The sequence below is a fragment of the Methylobacterium sp. E-046 genome, assembly GCF_022829625.1.
GTDB lineage: Bacteria > Pseudomonadota > Alphaproteobacteria > Rhizobiales > Beijerinckiaceae > Methylobacterium > Methylobacterium longum.
On record NZ_JAKSYP010000208.1, the window covers coordinates 78,126 to 93,538 of the forward strand.

General features: G+C 73.5%; 15 protein-coding genes. 5 read left to right on the forward strand and 10 right to left on the reverse strand.

Annotation, left to right across the window (positions count from 1 at the left end):
- The first annotated feature begins 87 nt into the window (after positions 1 to 87).
- Complete coding sequence (locus tag MKK82_RS21105; protein ID WP_243986767.1) at positions 88 to 2,364, forward strand: xanthine dehydrogenase family protein molybdopterin-binding subunit; 2,277 nt, start codon at positions 88 to 90, stop codon at positions 2,362 to 2,364.
- A 47-nt stretch (positions 2,365 to 2,411) separates the two neighbouring features.
- On the opposite strand, the gene MKK82_RS21110 is transcribed toward MKK82_RS21105, so the two are convergent.
- From MKK82_RS21110 to MKK82_RS21135, 6 genes are all read right to left on the reverse strand, one after another.
- Positions 2,412 to 3,536, reverse strand: a complete 1,125-nt coding sequence (locus tag MKK82_RS21110) for an aldo/keto reductase (protein ID WP_238292587.1) — start codon at positions 3,534 to 3,536, stop codon at positions 2,412 to 2,414.
- Between the two features lie 55 nt (positions 3,537 to 3,591).
- A complete protein-coding gene (larB, locus tag MKK82_RS21115; RefSeq protein WP_243986776.1) occupies positions 3,592 to 4,272 on the reverse strand; it encodes a nickel pincer cofactor biosynthesis protein LarB in 681 nt (226 codons plus the stop codon).
- On the reverse strand, positions 4,269 to 5,087 hold the full coding sequence (locus tag MKK82_RS21120; protein ID WP_243986777.1) for an adenine nucleotide alpha hydrolase: 819 nt from the start codon (positions 5,085 to 5,087) through the stop codon (positions 4,269 to 4,271). Before MKK82_RS21120 ends, larB begins: the two co-directional genes overlap by 4 nt.
- Positions 5,084 to 6,397 carry a LarC family nickel insertion protein gene (locus tag MKK82_RS21125; RefSeq protein ID WP_243986778.1) on the reverse strand — a complete coding sequence of 438 codons (1,314 nt, stop codon included), beginning with the start codon at positions 6,395 to 6,397 and terminating at the stop codon, positions 5,084 to 5,086. The genes MKK82_RS21120 and MKK82_RS21125 overlap by 4 nt, the downstream gene beginning before the upstream one ends.
- A gap of 122 nt (positions 6,398 to 6,519) precedes the next feature.
- Entirely contained in the window at positions 6,520 to 7,230 is a 711-nt protein-coding gene (locus MKK82_RS21130) for a Crp/Fnr family transcriptional regulator (protein ID WP_243986779.1), read from the reverse strand.
- A gap of 468 nt (positions 7,231 to 7,698) precedes the next feature.
- The gene (locus MKK82_RS21135) at positions 7,699 to 8,874 is read right to left on the reverse strand and encodes a YihY/virulence factor BrkB family protein (RefSeq protein WP_238292600.1); all 1,176 of its coding nucleotides are present in this window, start codon (positions 8,872 to 8,874) and stop codon (positions 7,699 to 7,701) included.
- Between the two features lie 414 nt (positions 8,875 to 9,288).
- Between MKK82_RS21135 and MKK82_RS21140 the strand changes: the two genes are divergently transcribed.
- Entirely contained in the window at positions 9,289 to 10,086 is a 798-nt protein-coding gene (locus tag MKK82_RS21140) for a sigma-70 family RNA polymerase sigma factor (protein ID WP_238292603.1), read from the forward strand.
- A gap of 245 nt (positions 10,087 to 10,331) precedes the next feature.
- Here the strand turns inward: MKK82_RS21140 and MKK82_RS21145 are convergent, their stop codons facing one another.
- The 3 genes from MKK82_RS21145 to MKK82_RS21155 all read right to left on the reverse strand — a co-directional run bounded on the left by MKK82_RS21145 (position 10,332) and on the right by MKK82_RS21155 (position 11,579).
- Complete coding sequence (locus tag MKK82_RS21145; protein WP_238292606.1) at positions 10,332 to 10,595, reverse strand: hypothetical protein; 264 nt, start codon at positions 10,593 to 10,595, stop codon at positions 10,332 to 10,334.
- A gap of 61 nt (positions 10,596 to 10,656) precedes the next feature.
- Positions 10,657 to 10,962 carry a hypothetical protein gene (locus tag MKK82_RS21150; RefSeq protein ID WP_238292607.1) on the reverse strand — a complete coding sequence of 102 codons (306 nt, stop codon included), beginning with the start codon at positions 10,960 to 10,962 and terminating at the stop codon, positions 10,657 to 10,659.
- 59 nt (positions 10,963 to 11,021) lie between these two features.
- Positions 11,022 to 11,579, reverse strand: coding sequence for a metallophosphoesterase (locus MKK82_RS21155; protein ID WP_243986786.1), 558 nt, complete (start codon positions 11,577 to 11,579; stop codon positions 11,022 to 11,024).
- 195 nt (positions 11,580 to 11,774) lie between these two features.
- Here MKK82_RS21155 and MKK82_RS21160 point away from each other — a divergent pair, with 195 nt between their 5' ends.
- A complete protein-coding gene (locus MKK82_RS21160; RefSeq protein ID WP_238292609.1) occupies positions 11,775 to 12,440 on the forward strand; it encodes a DNA-3-methyladenine glycosylase family protein in 666 nt (221 codons plus the stop codon).
- 224 nt (positions 12,441 to 12,664) lie between these two features.
- Positions 12,665 to 12,787, forward strand: a complete 123-nt coding sequence (locus MKK82_RS34265; protein ID WP_243986780.1) for a BA14K family protein — start codon at positions 12,665 to 12,667, stop codon at positions 12,785 to 12,787.
- Between the two features lie 338 nt (positions 12,788 to 13,125).
- Here the strand turns inward: MKK82_RS34265 and aqpZ are convergent, their stop codons facing one another.
- Positions 13,126 to 13,863, reverse strand: coding sequence for an aquaporin Z (aqpZ, locus tag MKK82_RS21170; protein ID WP_243986781.1), 738 nt, complete (start codon positions 13,861 to 13,863; stop codon positions 13,126 to 13,128).
- A gap of 1,390 nt (positions 13,864 to 15,253) precedes the next feature.
- Between aqpZ and MKK82_RS21175 the strand changes: the two genes are divergently transcribed.
- A partial coding sequence (locus MKK82_RS21175; protein ID WP_243986787.1) for a PAS domain-containing protein occupies positions 15,254 to 15,413 on the forward strand: 160 nt, incomplete at its 3' end.

Sequence of the window (15,413 nt, forward strand, 5' to 3'; positions counted from 1 at the left end):
CACCCCACCGCCCGCGGAGCCGAAGCGCCCCCACGGCACTTCCCATTTCGCGATGCGGCCCCGATGGCCGCGGACGGGGAGGGCGGCATGGACGCGGGTGCGCTGGAGATCGACGCCCATCTCGGACGGGCCCACACCCGGGTCGAGGGCCCCGACAAGGTCACCGGCCGGGCCCTCTACAGCTCCGACCTCACCGGGCCGGAGACCGGCACGGCCCACGCGGCCCTGGTGACCAGCACGGTCGCCCGGGGCCGCATCACCGGGTTCGACCTCGCGGCCGCCGAGCGGGTGCCGGGCCTTCTGGGGATCTTCACCCACCGGGACTTCGCGGGCGCGGTGGCGCCGGTGAAGCACCTGATGGCCGGCGGCTTCGCCAACAGCTCGCACCGGCCCCTCGATTCCGACGTCGTCGCCTATGCCGGCCAGATCGTGGCGCTGGTCGTCGCCGAGACCCTGGAGGCCGCCGCGGCGGCGGCCGGTGCGGTCAGGGTCTCCTACGCGGAGGAGCCCGCCGCCGGCGGATTCGACGCGCCCGGCGCCGAGACGCTGCGCCTCGCCGACCTGAAGCCCCACCACGCGGATATCGAACGGGGCGACGCCGAGGCGGGCTTGGCGGACGCGGCCGTCCGCGTCGAGGCGCGCTACGCGACGCCGGTCCAGCACCACAACCCGATCGAGCTGTTCACCACCCGGGCCGCCTGGGACGGCGACCGGCTCACCGTGCACGAGCCGACCCGCTACGTCGGCGCCGTCCAGCACGGGCTCGCCGCGCAGCTCGGGCTGGATCCCGCGCAGGTGCGGGTGGTGGCCGGTCTGATCGGCGGCCATTTCGGCTCGAAATTCGCGCTGTCGCAGCACACGGCGCTGGTCGCCCTGGCGGCGCGGCGCCTCGGCCGGCCGGTCTCCCTGGTGCCGAGCCGGCGGCATTGCTTCACCATCGCCAATTACCGGCCGGAATCGCGCCACCGCATCCGGCTCGGCGCCGACCGGACCGGCCGGTTCACCGCCCTGGTGCACGAGGCCGAGACCGTGACGTCGCGCTTCGATCCGTTCGTCATGGAGGGCGCCGAGGTGACCGCCAGCCTCTACGCCTGCCCGAACATCCGCACCGAGGAGCGGGCCGTGCGGGTCGACCGCAACACGCCGGGACCGATGCGGGCGCCCCCGGAGGTGCCGTTCCTGTTCGCCCTGGAGAGCGCCGTCGACGAGATGGCGGCGGCGCTCAACATGGACCCGATCGCGTTGCGTCGGCTCAACGACACGGCGGTCGATCCGGTCACCGGAAAACCGTTCTCGACCCGGCCGCTGATGGCCTGCTTCGACGCCGGGGCGCGGGCCTTCGGCTGGTCGCGCCGGGCCCCGCCCCCGGGCACGATGCGCGACGGACCCTGGCGGGTGGGCCTCGGCTGCGCCGCCTCGGTGCGACCCGTGAAGGTCGCCGCCGCCACGATGCGGGTCCGGCTCGGCCCGGACGGCGCCGCCGAGGTGGCCTGCGCGCACCACGAGATCGGCAACGGCATCACCACGCTGCTCGCCCTGGGCGCGGCGGACGGGCTCGGCGTGGCGGTCGAGCGGGTCACGGTCCGGCTCGGCGACACGAACCTGCCGGCGGCGGGCATCTCCGGCGGCTCGAGCACGACGACCAGCCTGATGAACGCCCTGGCGCTGGGCTGCGGGCAGCTCCGCGCGGTGCTGGCGCAGGCCGCGACCGGGCAGGGCGGCCGCCTCGCCGGCCAGGATCCGGGTTCCCTGCGCCTCGCGGGCGGGCGGCTCGTCGCCCCGGACGGGACCTGGATCGCCCTCGCGGAGGCGGTCGGGCCCGAGGGGGTCGCGACGGTCGCGGAGTTCGTGCCCGAGGGCAGCGACCGGGAGACGGCGCTCAGGGGCCTGCGCGGCGGCCATATCGGGCTGGCGCTCGGCGGCGCGGGGAAAGCGGTGTCCTGGGGCTTCGGGGCGCAGTTCGCGGAGGTCCGCGTCCATGCCGAGACCGGGGAGATCCGGGTGGCGCGGCTCACCGGCGCCTTCGCGGCGGGGCGGATCCTCAACCCGCTGACCGCGAAGAGCCAGCTCATGGGCGGGATGATCTGGGGCCTCGGCTCGGCGCTCCTGGAGGAGACGGTGCTCGACGGCGCCACCTACCGCAACCCGGACCTCGCCGAGTACCTCGTGCCGACGGCGGCCGACGCGCCCGAGGTGGAGGCGCTGCTGGTGCCCGACCCCGACGATCAGGTCGACGCCCTGGGCCTGAAGGGGCTGGGGGAGCTCGGCATCATCGGGATGAACGCGGCCATCGCCAACGCCGTCCACCACGCCACCGGCCGCCGCATCCGGAGCCTGCCGATCCGGCTGGAGGACATGGCCTGAGGGGCCGCCGTCTCCCGCCCCGCAGAGGGGGAGGGCGCGGGTGCGCCCTACTCCATCGTCGGCGCCAGCTTCTTCACGCCCTGCACGTCCTCGCCGAGCCACGCCGCGTTCTTGGCGGTGCCGTCGAAGGTCGCGCTCGTCTTGAACAGCTCGTACTTGCCCTCCAGCGCGTAGGGTTTCGAGCGCGACAGCAGCTCGGCCACCGCCGCCTTGTCCATCGGCTTGAAGGTCTTCACCGCCTCGAAGGCCTGGTCGAGGTCGCGCTGGTTCTGGATGCCGGTGATCACCACCGAGACCGGCAGGTTCAGCGAGAAGTGCAGGTACTCAAGGGGCTTGATCGGCGCGTCCGCCTTCAGGATCACCCCGTCGCCGAAGGTCTTCATGGCGAGCGGCGCGATGCCGTTCTGCACGAGGTACGGCAGGACGAGGTGGCTGAACGAGCGGAAATGCGCGTCCATCACGTTGACGGGCATCTGCACGGAATCGAAGTGGAAGCCGCGCTCGGCGGCGACCTCCAGCATCTGCAGGTGGATGCGCGGGTCCTTGTGGCCGGTGAAGCCGATGTAGCGCAGCTTGCCCTGCTTCCGGGCCTCCAGGAAGCCTTCCATCGCCCCGCCCTCGGCGAAGACCCGGTCGGGGTCGTCGTAGCGCAGGATCTCGTGGTGCTGGACGAGGTCGATCCGGTCCGTGCGCAGGCGCAGGAGCGACTGGTCGATCTGCTTGAGCGCCTCCTCCTTGGTCCGCCCGTCCATCTTGGACATCAGGAAGACCTTGTCGCGGTAGCCGCCCTGGGCGAGGGCGGCACCCATGCGCAGCTCGGAGCGGCCCTCGTTGTAGTCCCAGCAATTGTCCATGAAGGTGATGCCGCGGTCGATCCCGGCATGGATCAGCCGCGTCGCCTCGTCGTCGGTCACGGCGCTCTTGCCGAGGTGGAACCCGCCCATGCCGATCGCCGAGATCGTCTCCGACGTCCGGCCGAAGGGCCGGTAGAGCATCTCGCCCCGCAATTCGCCGGGCTCGGTGACGAAGGGCAGGTCCGCCGGGTCCTGCGGCCGGTTGCCGGGGAGCGCGGGGGCGTTCACGGCCGCACCCGCGCTGCCGGCGCCCGCGAGGCCGGCGCCTGAAAGTCCCGCGCCGAGCACGGCGCCCTGAAGGAAGCTGCGGCGTTCCATCGGCTGTCTCCGTTCGAGGATGTCTGGGTGAGGGCAGGTAACGGTTCGCACCGGGTCATCGTTCGATCTCCTCGGCGAGGCGCCCTGCCGCGTGGAGCAGGCGCAGGGCCGCGCAGGCGGCGCCGTAGCCGTTGTCGATGTTGACCACCGTGATGCCGGGCGCGCAGCTCGCCAGCACGGCGTCGAGGGCGGCGCGCCCGCCCGCGGCGACGCCGTAGCCCACGGAGGTCGGGACCGCGATCACCGCCCCGGCCACGAGGCCGCCGACGACGCTGGGCAGCGCCGCGTCCATGCCGGCGGCGACGATCACCACCGGATGCGCCCGGATCTCCTCGATCCGCGTGGTCAGCCGCCACAGGCCGGCGACGCCGACATCGGCGAAGAGCGTCGCGGCCCGGCCGGCATAGGCCAGCACCCGCAGGGCCTCGCGGGCGACCGGCACGTCCGAGGTGCCGGCCGCCACCACGGCGACCCGGGCCGGGCCGGCGATCCGCGGCGCCGCGCCGAACACCGCCGTGCGCGAGACCGCGCAATAGTCGAGCCGCGCGGCTGCGCTGAGCCGGTCGCGCTTCTCCGGGTCGAGGCGGGTGAGGAGGAGCGAGGCGCCGCGCGCCCGGGCGGCCTCCAGGATCGCGTCGATCTGCTCGGGGCTCTTGCCGGCGCAGAAGATCGCCTCCTCCAGGCCGATCCGCTCGGACCGGGCGAAGTCGAGGGTGAATTCCTCCGCCACGCTCACGGCCGGGCCTCCCGCTGTCCGACCAGGAAGGCGCTGCCGACCCGGTAGGGGGCGAACCGGACCGGGCCGTCGAGGCGCGCCGGCGCGAGGGTGCGGATGCCGGCCCCGAGGGCGGCGCGGCGCTCCGCGTCGAGGGCGGCGAGGCTCCCGGGATCGAGTTCCACCACCACGCCCTCGGCGCGCACCCGGCAGCGGACCGCGCGCCCGATGCCGCCCCCGGCCAGCGCCCCGCCCACCAGCCGCTCGACGGCGTGGATGAAGCCCAGGGTCTCGGGCTCGATCGGGATGCCGGTCTCGACCCGGCTGGACAGGCAGGGCGCCGCCGGCAATTCGGCCACGGTCCCGAGGCCGAGGTCGCGGGCGAGCGCCCGGACCGCCGCCTTGTCGAAGCCCGCCTCCACGTAGGGGTGGCGCACGCCGTGCTCCCGGGCGGCGTCGAGGCCGGGGCGGTACTCGCCGAGGTCGTCGCGGTTGGCGCCCGACAGGATCTGCCGGTCGGTGACGCGCCGGACTGCCCCGTACAGGTTGGTCTTGCAGAAGAAGCAGCGGTTGACCGGGTTCGCCCGGTAGGCCGGGTCGGCGAACTCGCCGGCCTCGATCACCCGCAGGTCCCAGCCCTCGCGGACGCCCTCGGCCCGGACCCGCGCGGTCGCCTCGTCGGGCACGGCCGGCGAGACCGCGTGGACCATCAGGGCCGTCCCCGGCGCCCGCCGGTGGGCGAGGGTGGCGAGCGTCAGGCTGTCGACCCCGCCGCTCACCGCCACCGCGACGGGTCCGAGCCCCGCCAGGACGGATTCGAGATGCTGGCGCGTCATCGCTTCTCCTCCTCCGGCGTCCCCGCCGGCTGCGGTTCCAGGGCGAGGCGCTCAGCCTCCCGGCGCAGGGCCGCCCGCGCGGCGTGGCCCGCCGCGTCGCGCGCGTCGTCGGCCTCGGCCTTGGCGGTGCGCCCGCCCGGCCGGTCCACCACCTTCACGCGCACCGACCGGCCGTCCTGCGCCACCGTGCGGGCGGCGCGCTCGAGCACCGCGCCCTCCACCGGGTGATACCGCAGGCCGATGGTGGTGGTCTCCCGGAAGCAGGCCGCGATCACCGCCTCCAGGCTCTCCGGGCGCGCCAGGATCTGGATATGGGCCATCATCCGGCCCTTCTTGCCGAGGACCGGCGCCTGCACGACGTCGAGCACGCCGGGGTCCGCGCGCAGCCGGTCGAGGCCCATGGCGAGGTCCTCGCCGGACTGGTCGTCGACCTCGAAGGCGATCACCGCGAGGTCCCGCCGGCCCGATCCGCGTGCGACCGCATCCTCCAGCACCAGGACGCGCAGGCAGTTGCTCAGGCCCGGCAGAACCTTCGTGCCGAAACCGATGCCGGTGCGTCCGAGAAGGCCCCGGGGCCGGCCCCGCCCGGGATCGTCCCCGCAGAGGTGGCGCAGGATCGCCGCCCCGGTGGGGGTCACGCGCTCGCCGGCGATCCCGTCGTCGAGGGTGGGGAAGCCTTCGAGGAGCAGCGTCGTGGCGGGGGCCGGGACGGGGAGGGGGCCGTGCTGGGTCCGCACCCGGCCGGAGCCCAGCGGCAGGGCCGAGACGCTCCAGCTGCGCACCTCCAGCGCGGCGATCAGGTGGGCGGCGGCCACGATGTCGGCGATCGAGTCGAAGGCGCCGACCTCGTGGAACGCCACCGCCTCCACGGCAACCCCGTGGACCCGGGCCTCGGCGTCGGCGAGGTGGCCGAAGATGCCGAGCGCGTGCGCCCGCACGGCCGGCGCGAGATCGGCAGCCTCCAGCGCGGCGCGGATCTCCGCCCAGGGCCGGTGGCCGTGTCGGTGATCGGGCGCATCGCCGTGGCCGTGGCCGTGATCGTGGCCGTGATGCCCGTGGTGATCCCGCGCAGGGTGAGGGTGGCCGTGCCGTTGCGGTCCGTGACCGGGCTCGGCCCCGGGGGCCGAAACGGCGAAGCGCAGGCCCTTCAGGATGCCGTCGTTGTGGCCCTGCGTCGCGCAGGCGATGCGCGCATCGACCGCCCGGACGCTCGCACGCACGCCCTCTTGGTGCTCGGGAAAGGCGTCCAGCAATGCGGCGGCGAACATGTCGCCGGCGACACCGCCGAGCGGGTCGAGGTGGATGTGCATCGTCTGTCAGGCGGTCCCGGCCGGAGGGAAGGTCCGGCTGAGATCGGCCGATTCGGGCCCGCGGCAAGGTTCGCCCTGCGACTCACGCGGTCGGCCCTGCCGCGGCGTATCGCCCGCCGGGCTCAGGCGAGCTGCAGGTAGGCCGGGTCGAACAGCCCCCGCTCCCTCAGCCCATCGAGGTCGCGGATCGTCAGGCGCCGGCTGCGGAGGGCGACGAGGCCGCTGGTGCGCAGCTCCTTGAGGGTCCTGTTGATGTGCACGCTCGTCTGGCCGAGGGCGTCGGCGAGGTCCGGCTGGGTCACCGGCATCGGCAGCGAGGTCCCGTCCGCGAGTCCGACCCGGGCGAGGCGCAGGTGCAGCTCGCAGAACAGGTGGGCCAGCCGCTCGATCGCCGAGCGCCGGCCGACGCTGGCGATCCACTCGCGGTGGATGGCCAGGGTGGCGAGCATCTCCCGCCACAGGCATTCCTCGACCGCCTGCCGGTTGCGCATGGCGTCGCCGATCTGGTCCGGCGTGATCCGGGCGACGGTGACCGGGGTCAGCGCCCCGATGGCGTGGTCCATCCGCGCGCGGCGGAACACGAAGGGATCGCACAGGTCGCCCGGCAGGAGCAGCGCGACGATCGCCCGCCGCCCGTCCGGGAACTGCTTGTAGCGGCAGGCCCAGCCGTCGAGGATGAGGTGCGTGTGGTAGGGGTCGCTCTGCTGCCCCTCGATGTCCTGCCGGGCCGCGACGTGGCGGACGTGCTGACGCGCGAGGCCGTCCAGCATCGCGCGGTCCTCGGGCCCGAGCCGGACATGCCGCTCCATCTTCCGAACGAACGGGTTATCCACGTCCGCCTCCGGTCACAGCGCCGCCGAGCCGACGTGCCGCATGCCGAGCCGCCTCATGCCGAGCCGCTTCATGCCGCGAGCCCCGGGGCCATCGGATGCGCGGCGGCCGGAACCGGGCGCCCCGCCGGGCCGGGCAGCGCCGGGGGGCCGGCGCGGCCACGGCGAGGGGACTCCGCGCCGGGGCCGGTCGGCACGACAGTGACGCCGGCGGTATCGTTGAAATTGGCAGCCACGGATATTTCTATCAGGCAAGGAGCGTCGATCTTCCGGCCAATGAAGTCCGGAACTTCTTGATCGGCTTGTGCCTGTACCGGAAAAACGCGCGCTAACCTGTGTTAGTTCACCTGGCGCGGTCGTCCGGCGCAGGCCGACGGGGCCCAGATCACCTCCGGGATCGGCCCTCGATCCAGCGATTGCTTGGCGCGCAGGCTGTAACCCGCCATCGCCCCAGAATGGGCGACGCGTGCCCTATTCGGCAGCGGCCCCCACCGTATCGGCCATGCGCGCCCGGCGCGTGCCCAGCGGTTGCGGTTTGCCGACGGTGGTGTCCTCGGCGGTCTGGTGCTCCATCTCGGCGTTCACCTGGGCGCCGACCAGCACGATCATGGTCGAGAGCCAGATCCAGGTCATGAAGCCGATGGCCGCGCCGAGCGAGCCGTAGGTCTTGTTGTAGCTGCCGAAATGGGCGACGTACCAGGAGAACAGCAGCGACGCGGCGACCCACAGCACGGCCGCGAGCGCGCCCCCGGCCGTGACCCAGCGCCACCGCGGTGCGTCCCGGCTGGGGCCGTAGCGGTAGAGCAGGGCGAGCCCGAGCAGGACCGCCACCAGCAGGGCCGGCCAGCGCAGCAACGTCAGCCACCACGCATCCGTGCCGAGCCCGACATAGGAGAGCACCACCGGCAGCACCACGACTGCGGCCAGCGCCAGGATGAGGAACAGCAGCGCGCCGGCCGTGAAGGCGAGGGAGACGAGGTTGAGCACGACGAAGTTGCGCGCCTCGCGCTCGTTGTAGACGAGGTTGAGCGCGTCGAAGACGTGCTTCACGCCGCCGTTGGCGCTCCAGACCGACAGCACGATGCCGAGGATCAGGCTGAAGCCGAGGGTGGTGCTGCCCTGCTCGTTCAGCCGCTTGACCTGATCGCCGACGATCTCCAGCGCCCCCTGGGGCAGGATGCCCTGGAGGCTCGCGAGCTGGTCGTTGATGGTCGAGGCGTCGGCGATGAGCCCGTAGCAGGACACCAGCGCCGCCACCGCGGGGAAGATGGCGAGCAGCGTGAAGAAGGTCACGCCGGCCGCGATCAGCGACAGGCGGTTCTCGCCGATGTCGTGATAGGTGCGCACCGCGATGTCCTTCCAGCCCTTGGCGGGGATCTCGGTCGGTCCCGAGGCGTTGCGGCCGCGGTCGGCTTGGGCTCGGGCGACCGCGTGAGCCTCGCCGCCCTCGTGCGAGGGCGAAGACCGCCGGGCCCCGTCGCCGCCGGAGGACCCGACCGGACCAGAGGATCTCGCTGCCGGACGACCCGCCCGCCGCGGGAGGGCCACGAGGCCGATCAGCGCGGTGGCGAGCGCCAGCGTCCAGACCGTCGAAGGCTGCCCGTGCGGACGGGCTGCCTCGGTGCTGGCGGGTTCGGGGGCTGACATCGGCTGACCTCGGAGAAGATGCGGCAGGGATACGGGCGGCGCTCGGGGGTCTGCGCGGGTCAGCGCGCAGACCCCCGAGCGCCGCCACTGCCAGGGGAACGCCACTTCGCGCGCAACGGTTCTCCGTACAGTTGCAATAGGATGCGGAGACCCGGCAGGGCGCCGCCGAACGGCGGCACGGCTGTGATCAGCGGGGCTCCGAGCGGCCTCGGCCGGGTGGCGGCCGAGGCCTTCGCGGCTGCCTTCGCGGCTGCCTTCGCGACCGTGCCGGCGGGGCCGGCGGCGCGGCGATACGGCTCCCGGAGCTGAGCCCGTTCGGGAGAATGGCTAACCCATGTTGCGGCATGGGGACCCCGGGCGGGCCACAACCGGTGCTACGGGGCCACCGGCCCGCTCGCCGACGACCGGACCTGAATGCCCGACACCGAAGGCCCATCCCTTCTCGACTCCGTGGCGGATCTCGCGGGAGACCTCCCGGAGGATCATTCGGACGACCTCGCAGAGGATTTCAGCGGGGACCTCCGGCACGGCCTGCCGGAGACCGTGCGGGCCCATCTCGGCACCCTGCTCGGCCGCGCCTACGAGCAGATCGGTCCGGAGCCCGGCGCCGCCGCCGAGAACTTCGCCGACCTGCTGGCGCGCCTCGATGCCGCCCTCGCGCAGGCCGAGGGCGACCGGGAGGCGACCTTCCGCGCGGGCCTGCTGGAGGTGGTGCCGGCCCTGCACCGCTTCGCCGTCTCGTTGACCCGCGATCCGGCGGCGGCCGACGACCTCGTGCAGGACACCTTGCTGCGCGGTTGGCGCGGGCGCGGGGGCTTCACCCCCGGCACCAACCTGGAAGCGTGGCTGTTCACGATCCTGCGCAACGTGTTCTACAGCCAGCACCGCAAGCACGGTCGCGAGGTCGCCGACACCGACGGCAACCACGCCGAGCGCCTCACCAGCGTGCCCGAGCAGGGCGGCCACCTCGACCTCCAGGACGTGCGCGCCGCCCTCGACCGGCTGGCGCCGGTGATGCGGGAGGCCCTCGTCCTCGTGGCGATCGAGAACATGAGCTACGAGGAAGCCGCGGCGGTGATGAACTGTCGGATCGGCACGGTGAAGAGCCGCGTCTGGCGCGCCCGCGAGCAGCTCGCGCGCATGCTCGGCTACAGCGGGTCCGAGATCGGCAACGACGGCGTGATGCTCTCGGTGACCGGCGCGACGGCCTGATCACCACGGTTCTCGCCGCCCAAGACGTGGTCGTGCTCGCGAAATCGGCATTTCTCTACCGGTATTCAGCGAGAAATTTGACTTAGGTGAAAGCGCCCGGCCCCAGTCCCGGGCGACATAAGGGCGGGTTGGGTCGATCCGTCGGCTCGGCTCAGCTCCCGTCGGTGTGACATCCCCCCGATCCACCGGCGGGAGCCCCATTGCGGCCCCTGCTCGATCCGAATTCGGTCCGGGATGCCCGGCGTTCAGGTCGCGGCGCCGCCCGCCCGGTCCGCGTCGAGCTGCTGCAGCAGCTCCGCCAGCCGCGGATCCAGAGCCTCGTCGATCACAGGATCGTACAGCGCCCGCAACTGGCGGCCGAGGCGCAGACGCGTCGGTTCGTCGAGCGCCGGGCCGCTCGCGACGGGCACCACCCGCAGGGGGGCCGCGGCCCCGCCGGAGGCCCCTCGGGCGGAACGCCCCTGGGCGGAGGGTCGCGGGGCGGCGTGCTGGCGTTCGGGCTGAGGCATCCCCCTTACATCGGCCCAAGCCCGCGCGACGGCAACCACCCGGCCGCGCGTCACGCGCCGTTCAGGCATCGTCCTCGGGCGCGAACACCTCGCCCTTCTCGGCGAGGACGGCATCGGCCTCGTCGCGGGCCAGCGCGTCGCCGGCCCCACCGTCCGGGTCGGCGCGGCCCGAGACCCGGTCCAGGGCGCGTTCCCAGCCGGCCGGCAGCGCCTGCCCCTGCCCGGCGAGGATCTCCCCGGCGCGGCGGCGGACCCGGTCCCAGGTCGCCGGATCCATCACCGCGTAGGCGGTCCCGAGGCCGAGCTCGGTCCCGGCGCGCGCCACGGCCTCGGCCCATCCGGGCGGGGGAGACGAGGTGTCAATCATGGCTGCTGGCCTCCCGCGACGATCTGGGGGCGGAGATAGGGCGCCAACGCCCGGCGGCCTCACCGCAATCCGTGGGCGGCGAGTTCCTCCGGCACGAGGGCGGCCGCATCCTGGCGCGCCAGGATGGCGTCGAGGGGCATCGGGCGGCCGTCCCAGGCGTCGACGCCGACATCGCAGGAGCGGGTGGTGTCGGGGAGCCGGCCGTGGCTGTGCCCGTAGAGGTGGCGCGTCTCCCGCCACAGGCCCGGCCAGGCCCGGTGCGCGTAGTGCGACAGGAAGAGGCGGTGCGCCCGCCCCCCGGCATCCGCGACCGAGAGGCGCGCGCTGTCCACGGGGGGCTCCGCCCAGGGCAGATCCAGGACGCGGTTCGAGTCGTGGTTGCCCCGGACGAGGTGCTTCACGCCGTTCAACCGGGCGAAGATCGCCGCGCAATGGGCGCGGCTCGCATGGGCGGCGAAGTCGCCGAGGTGCCAGACGACGTCCTCCGGACCGACGGCGGCGTTCCATCCGGAAACCAGCGCCGCGTCGTGGGCCTCGATGTCGCCGAACCGGGCCGCGCGGTGGCGCAGGATGTGCGGGTCGCCGAAATGGGTGTCCGCGGTGAAGAAGATCGCCATGCCGCCGAGACTCGCATCCGAGATCGCATCCGCACCGATACCGTCCGGGCAGGCCGCGCGGTGCCGGACCGAGGTGGTCCCATCCGCGCCTCGGGCAAGGCTGCGCGGCATCCTGCCCCCGGGTCCGCGCGGGCGGAGCGGTCCGAAGCCGGCCGCGTTCTGCAACCGGAAACCGTACACGACAGGCGCTAGGCGATGCTCGATCCCACGATCTACGCCCATCTCCTGGATGCGGCCGGGGCGCATCCGACCCTGCGGGCCGCCCTGGTCCAGGCCGGTCCGATCGCCATCGCGCCGCCGGCCCATCCGCACGTCGCCGACCGGCTGTGCGTCGAGGTGGTCAACCAGCAGCTCTCCACCCGGGCCGCCGCGGCGATTTGGGCGCGGATCGAGGCCGCCGCGGCGGCGGCGGCCACCAGCCCGCGCGGGCTGTTCGAGACCGGCGACGCGGCGCTTCTGCGGGCCTGCGGAATCTCGGGCAACAAGGTCCGCGCCCTCCGGGCGATCGTCGCCGCCGAGGCGGCGGGTCTGCTCGGTCCCAACCTCGCCGGGCTGCCCCATCCGGAACGCGCGGCGGTCCTGTGCGGCATCCGCGGCGTCGGCCCCTGGACCGCCGACATGGTCGGCATCTTCCACTTCCACGACCCGGACATCTGGCCCGAGGGCGACGTGGCGGCGGTGGGCTGCCTGCGCCGGCTCACCGGGCTGGACGATACGCGCGCCGTGGCGTCCGCCTTCGCGCCGTACCGGTCGATCCTGGCGCGCTACCTCTGGCACATCAAGGACGCGGGGGTGGTGACGGTCGAGCCGGCGCCCGTCTCCCGGCGCGGGCGACGGGCCGGGGCGGCGGAAGCCGGGTGACGGGCGATGCCATCCGCGCCTTCCCGGAAACCGCCATGCTCCGCCGGGGCAACGTCGGGCGGACGCCGCGGCGGGTATGGCTGGCGCGGCGGCTACGGCTACCGTCGCGGCGTCGGCGCCGCGGTCGGCGCGGGCCTGCTCGGCTTCGCAGGCGGCACGGTGATCGGCTCGGCGGCCGCGCGCAGCGCGGCGCGGCCGGTGGCGGTCTACGAGCCCCCCCGCCAGTGGTGTACGCCCGCCCGGTCGCCGTGCGCGGCTCGGCCTACTGCGCCTCGCGCTACGGCTCCTACGACCCCGCCTCGGGCACGTATCTCGGCTCTGACGGCTACCGTCATTCCTGCCCGTAACGGGCCGGAGAGCGCCTGATTTCGGGCCCCGGTCGCTCGCCGCCGGCCGGGGCCATCGTCGTGTCGGCCGGGCCGGCACCGGGACGATCCAGCCTTCCGCGATGACCGGATCGGACGCCTCCGAGCCCGCCTGCGGCCGAGGGCGCGGGCTCGCGCGTCGTGGCGGCGGCGATGCCCGTCCTCGCCGGCAGAGGCGAGGCTCCCGGCATCGGTCGAGTCCCGCCGGATGCCCGCCGCGCCCCGGCCGCGCACGAGAGCGGTCGCGACGGGAACCGTCGCGGCTTCGGGAGGCGCGTCGGGCCCGGGGGAGCCCCGCCGAGGCCCGACGTTCGGCGCCCTCACGCGGCGCGCTTCTCCACCACGAGGGTGTCGTAGATCTTGTTGTCCGCGTAGAGCCACTTGGCCAGGGCACCGGCGATCAGGGCGCCCGCGATGGGCGCCAGCCAGAACAGCCACAGCTGGGCGATGTACGCGTCGCCGGCGAACAGCGCCACGCCGGTGGAGCGCGCCGGGTTCACCGAGGTGTTGGTCACCGGGATCGAGATCAGGTGGATCAGCACCAGCGCGAAGCCGATGGGGATGCCGGCAAAGCCCGTCGCGGCGCCCTTCGCGGTCGCACCGACGATGATCATCAGGAAGAAGAAGGTCGTCAGCACCTCGGTGACCAGGCAGGCGGTGAGGCTGTAGCCGCCGGGGCTGAGGGTGCCGTAGCCGTTCGAGGCGAAGCCTTTCGGGATCCAGCCCGCCTTGCCGGAGGCGATCAGGTAGAGGGCGCCGGCCGCCACGACCGCGCCGACGACCTGGGCGAGGAGGTAGGGCACGACGTGCCGGCTGGCGCAGCGTCCGCAGGCCCAGAGGCCGAGGGTGACGGCGGGGTTGAAGTGGCCGCCGGAGATGTGGCCGACCGCGTAGGCCATGCTGAGCACGGTCAGGCCGAAGGCGAGGGCGACGCCGAGGAAGCCGATGCCGAGTTCGGGGAAGGCCGCCGACAGCACGGCGGCGCCGCAGCCGCCGAACGCCAACCAGAACGTACCGAAGAACTCGGCGGCCGCGCGACGTCTCAGATCATGGTCCATGGTCGTCCTCCTCCGGAAAAGTCTCTGGGGTTCAGGTCATCAGATCGTTCGTGACGTGTCTTCGGGACCCGGGCGGGCACGGATGGGACGACGGGCGCGTCACGGTGCCGAACCGTTACTGTTTTGTCCAGTCTAAGACCGATTGAATGCAATCGGTCTGCGCCAAGGTCAGGTCCTATCCGGCGGCGATCACTGCATCGCGCGTGCCATCGTCCTCGCACCAGGGCCGCAGCACCTCGGGTACCGTCGCCACGTATTGCGCGCGCGGCCCGACGCCGCCGCCGGCACAGGCCTGATCCCGCGCCCGTCGTCCAAGACCGCGTCGGCGGCCGGGCCGTCCGTCCCGCCGGCGTCGCTGCGGATGCTCGGGCCGACGCGCCTCGGGTCGACCACGCCGCCGGAGCCTGGGCGACGAACCTCGCCTTGCGGGTGCCATTCCGGGCCCCGGGCATGCCCGGGACCGCGTCGGGCTCCTACGCCCGGGCCGGCGAGACCGCGAGCGGCGGCGTGAAGACGGGCGCGGCGTTTCATCGCGCTCACTTCGGATCAGGATGGAGGCGCGGATCTCGGGCCGCCTCGTTCCCCGGGGCGCCCGGCGCGTGGAGAAGGGCCACGGCCTGTCGGGAGGCGTCCCGCTCGGCGGATGCGCGCTCGGCCGGGCGAGCGCCGATGCCCCCCGTACCGCCGCGGCGGAGGGAGCGGGATCGCCGATGTCTGCCGGCACGGCCCGGTACGGAAATTCCTCCGCCGTCATGTCCCCGGCCTCCCAGAGCACGGGAGCGAGTCGCTCCCGCGCGAGGACGCCGTTGCGCCGGATCGTGAGGAGCAGCCGCGCCTTCAGCCGGGTCCCGGCCTCGAATCCGGCCCCGTGCTCCCGGGCCTTCGGCAGGGTGAACTGCACGAGGCCGTCGCGTTCGAGTGCGTCGGCGACGGCGCGGAGCAGATGCGGCACCGCGGCGGTCCGGTCGGCCTTGAACCCGGCAGCGACCCGGCTGTCGGTCTCGGCGGCGTCGAGGGCCGCCGCGAGGCGCTCCAGCCCACGTGCCCGGGGGCGAAATGCACCTCAGCTCCACAACTTCTGAATAATAAATGCGGAGACTATGCCTCGGCGCGCGGTGCATGCGTGAGACCATGGCACCGTGCCCGGGATCGGAGTCGAGCAGCCCGTCGATGTGATGCCCGGTTGGGGACGCTCATGGCGGGCCGAGAACGCGGCCTGTCCTTGACGGCGGCCTGCCTAGCGAGGCGAGCATTGATCTTTGGCGCAAACCATTCGCGTCGATGATGCGGGTATACCAGGAAAATAACTTCGGTTAGGGAACCGGCTTGTGCGCAACCCGTTTGTGCCCCGCTGCCAACTGCGCGGCGACACGAAGGGACGAGGCGAGCGGTGACCGCAGGGGTCGACAGGCATGAACTCCGGCAGATCATCGCCGGCCTGAGCGAGGGCGTGATCCTGGTCGAGCCCGACCAGACCATCGCCTACGCCAACGAGGCCGCCCTCGCGATGCACGGAGCCGGCAGCTTGGACGAGCTCGGGCCCACCGTCG